Annotated in this window: 4 protein-coding genes and 1 pseudogene; 2 read left to right on the top strand and 3 right to left on the bottom strand. The window is 68.5% G+C overall.

Features of this window, described 5'->3' with window-relative positions; all coding sequences use genetic code 11:
• Window positions 1–155: 155 nt before the first annotated feature.
• A complete protein-coding gene (locus ADBZ6I_RS16900) occupies window positions 156–779 on the bottom strand; it encodes a class I SAM-dependent methyltransferase (RefSeq protein ID WP_526385895.1) in 624 nt (207 codons plus the stop codon).
• Between the two features lie 111 nt (window positions 780–890).
• Between ADBZ6I_RS16900 and ADBZ6I_RS16895 the strand changes: the two genes are divergently transcribed.
• Both ADBZ6I_RS16895 and ADBZ6I_RS16890 read left to right on the top strand, forming a co-directional pair.
• Complete coding sequence (locus tag ADBZ6I_RS16895) at window positions 891–1,166, top strand: SHOCT domain-containing protein (protein ID WP_526385893.1); 276 nt, start codon at window positions 891–893, stop codon at window positions 1,164–1,166.
• Window positions 1,163–1,762 carry a sulfocyanin-like copper-binding protein gene (locus ADBZ6I_RS16890; RefSeq protein WP_526385891.1) on the top strand — a complete coding sequence of 200 codons (600 nt, stop codon included), beginning with the start codon at window positions 1,163–1,165 and terminating at the stop codon, window positions 1,760–1,762. Before ADBZ6I_RS16895 ends, ADBZ6I_RS16890 begins: the two co-directional genes overlap by 4 nt.
• Before the next feature lie 4 nt (window positions 1,763–1,766).
• Here ADBZ6I_RS16890 and ADBZ6I_RS16885 read toward each other — a convergent pair whose 3' ends face one another.
• Together ADBZ6I_RS16885 and ADBZ6I_RS16880 are read right to left on the bottom strand one after the other, a co-directional pair.
• On the bottom strand, window positions 1,767–2,801 hold the full coding sequence (locus ADBZ6I_RS16885; RefSeq protein ID WP_526385889.1) for a cation diffusion facilitator family transporter: 1,035 nt from the start codon (window positions 2,799–2,801) through the stop codon (window positions 1,767–1,769).
• Window positions 2,798–2,941 (bottom strand): annotated as a pseudogene (locus tag ADBZ6I_RS16880) (ArsR family transcriptional regulator); the annotation flags it as partial. The pseudogene ADBZ6I_RS16880 and the gene ADBZ6I_RS16885, both read right to left, overlap by 4 nt.

Here is a 2,941-nt window from a genome sequence, read left to right as displayed (position 1 = left end):
TCCAACAACCGATCCGGTATCGACGAGTTCAAACGGCTGTTGTCCGGCACGACGCTGCTGCCACCGGGGACGCCCTGGGCTGCGGTTCGAAGGACAGTTCCCCGAAGTCCACGAAGCGCAAGGCGGAGAGCAAGAGCCTAGCGGGCTTGCGCCCCTCACCCGCCCGAACGCACGAAAGCCGCCCAACTGAACGGCTGCACACCCCCGCTCGGTGTGGGGTGCGACTCCCGGTCCTGGGCGACCATCGACCAGTCGGCACCGAGGAACTCCGCCAGCCCGGCGGGGTCGCGACGCACCACGGGCAGCCCCGAACAGTGCGTCGGCCCGCCGGGCGCGAAGCAGCCGAACACGGCGACCGAACCGGGATGCGTCGCCCCAATCAGGTTGCGACGGTAGCGATCCTGATCGTCGGCAGCGGTGAGGAAGTGCAGCACCGCGCGGTCGTGCCAGACGTCGAACATCCGGCCCGGCGTCCACGAGCGAATGTCGGCGTGTATCCACCGCACCCGTTCGGCCTGCGGCCCCAGCCTCACCTGGGCGATGCGCAGCGCCTCGGCCGACACATCCACCACCGTCAGGTCGGTATGCCCGCGCGTCAGCAGGCTGTCCACCAGACGCGACGTTCCACCTCCGATATCCACCACACTCGCGTCGGCGCCGGCGGCGGCCGCATCGATCAACCGCAGCGACATGACCGGTTCGTCCTCGAACCAACTGCGGGTCGTCTCCCCCTGCGCGTACGCCGCGTCCCAATGCTCGGCCAACTCAATCTCGGACATAACGTCCAGTCTTCACCTTCGGCGTCGAGGTGCCACTCAGCCGTGTCGCCGACGGGGAAATAGGAGCATCATGGGGAGTGCAGCCCACGGGTCGGGGAGATCGGAGCACCCATGTGTGGCGGTAATTGGATGTGGAACGGCGGCTGGGGATGGGGCGGCTGGCTGATGATGACCCTGGGGATGATCATGTTCTTCGCCCTGGTCATCGGGGCGGTCGTCGCAGCGGCACGCTATTTCGGCTCGGCGCCCCATGACCCGCAGAACGCACCACCGCAATCAACACCCAGCCTGCTGCTGGCCGAGCGGTTCGCCAGGGGAGAGATCGACGCCGACGAATACCAGCGCCGGATGGTCCTGCTGCGGGAGCACTCGGGGACCGGGCGGTGACCGAATCCTGGCCACGCACTGCCCTATTGGTGGGCGTGGCCTCGGTGGTTCTGGGCGTAGGCACCACCGGGGCGCTCGCCCTGGCCACCGGCGGCGGTCCGCCGCCGGCGCAGCCTGCGCTCTGCGCTCCCCCCGCCCTGCCCGGCTCGGTCGTCGACGTCGCGCTCACCGACATGGGCGACATGATGGGGCCGGGAATGATGGGGCCCGGTATGAACCGGGGCATGATGGGCCACGGCATGAACGCAGGCATGGCCGGCATGATGAGCATCGCCGCCACGCCGATGTCGGTGCCGGCGGGTCCGGTGTCGCTGCGGGTGGCCAACCGCGGCGGTCTGACACACGAAGCAATGGTGATGCCGCTGGCGGCTGGCCGGCAGCCGGGCCAACGGCCGGTCGGAGCCGATGGGCGGGTGGATGAAGAGGGCAGTCTCGGCGAAGCCGCCCAAACCTGTGGCGCCGGCGAGGGCGACGGGATCGCTCCAGGATCCTGGTCGTGGATCACGGTGAACCTGCCGGCGGGCCGATACGAACTGATCTGCAACATCCCCGGCCACTACGGCTCCGGCATGTACGCCGAACTCGACGTGAAGTAGCGGCCTACTGGTGAGCCGGATACGCATGAATGAGCGCCGCCGACAGCTTCGGCACCGCGTGGGTCAGGCTGTGCTCGGCGTTGTGTGCCAACTTGTGAGCCTGCTCCAGGCTGATCGCGGGGTCGATGTCGAGTTCGGCATCAGCCTGCAGCGAGTGCCCGATCCAGCGCATCCGTAGACGCCGCACACCGATCACGCCCGGCTCGGCGGCCAAGGCCTGCTCAGCGGTCTCCACCAGACGCGGGTCCACCCCGTCGAGCAGGCGGGACAGTACATCCCGGGCCGCGCTGCGCAACACCAGCAGGATGGCCACGGTGATGAGCAGCCCGACGATCGGATCGGCCAGCGGGAAGCCCAGCCACACACCGGCGGCGCCGAGAACCACTGCCAGCGAGGTGAATCCGTCGGTGCGCGCGTGCAGTCCGTCGGCCACCAGGGCCGCCGACCCGATCCGCCGCCCGACCCGGATGCGGTAGAGCGCCACCAGTTCGTTGCCCAGGAAGCCGATCAATCCGGCGGCCGCCACCCAGCCGAGGTTCTCGATCACGACCGGGTGGATGAGCCGTCGCACCGCCTGGTAGCCGGCGACGGCCGCCGACAGGGCGATCATCATCAGCACGAAGAGCCCGGCCAGGTCTTCGGCGCGGCCGAATCCGTAGGTGTAGCGCTTGGTGGCGGCCTTGCGGCCGAGGACGAAGGCGATCCACAACGGGATCGCGGTGAGCGCGTCGGAGAAGTTGTGAATGGTGTCGGCCGCCAACGCCACTGAGCCGGACAGCGCCACGATCGCCAGTTGGAAGAGCGCCGTCACACCCAGCGCAAGCAGGCTGAGCTTGACCGCCCGGATTCCCTGGGCGCTCGATTCCAGCGCGTCATCGACGCTGTCGGCCGGGTCGTGGCTGTGCGGGACGAACATCTCCCGGACGACGCCCCGCAACCCGGTTCCGTGCTGGTAGCCGTGATCGTGGCCGTGATTGTGATCGTGGGCGTGGTCGTGATCGTGCCGGTGACCGTCGTGGTCGTGGTGGTGGGCGTTCATCGAGCCTGCGACTCACTGTGACTTCTGTTGTGGTGCAGCCGTTCCAAGTCACGGTCGCCCCGATGGTGGCCGGGGATCCCCGGCCCGGCATGTTCGGCGTTGAACACCGCATCGGTGACCAGTTGGGCCACATGCGAGTT

Origin of the sequence: Mycobacterium sp. (assembly GCF_044342925.1) — a bacterium.
Taxonomy (GTDB): Bacteria; Actinomycetota; Actinomycetes; order Mycobacteriales; family Mycobacteriaceae; genus Mycobacterium.
This window is presented reverse-complemented; position numbering and strand designations above follow the sequence as displayed.

Coding starts and splice junctions, on each gene's coding strand:
- ADBZ6I_RS16895 (WP_526385893.1), top strand. CDS start 891: ATGTGTGGCGGTAATTGGATGTGGAACGGCGGCTGGGGATGGGGCGGC.
- ADBZ6I_RS16885 (WP_526385889.1), bottom strand. CDS start 2,801: ATGAACGCCCACCACCACGACCACGACGGTCACCGGCACGATCACGAC.
- ADBZ6I_RS16900 (WP_526385895.1), bottom strand. CDS start 779: ATGTCCGAGATTGAGTTGGCCGAGCATTGGGACGCGGCGTACGCGCAG.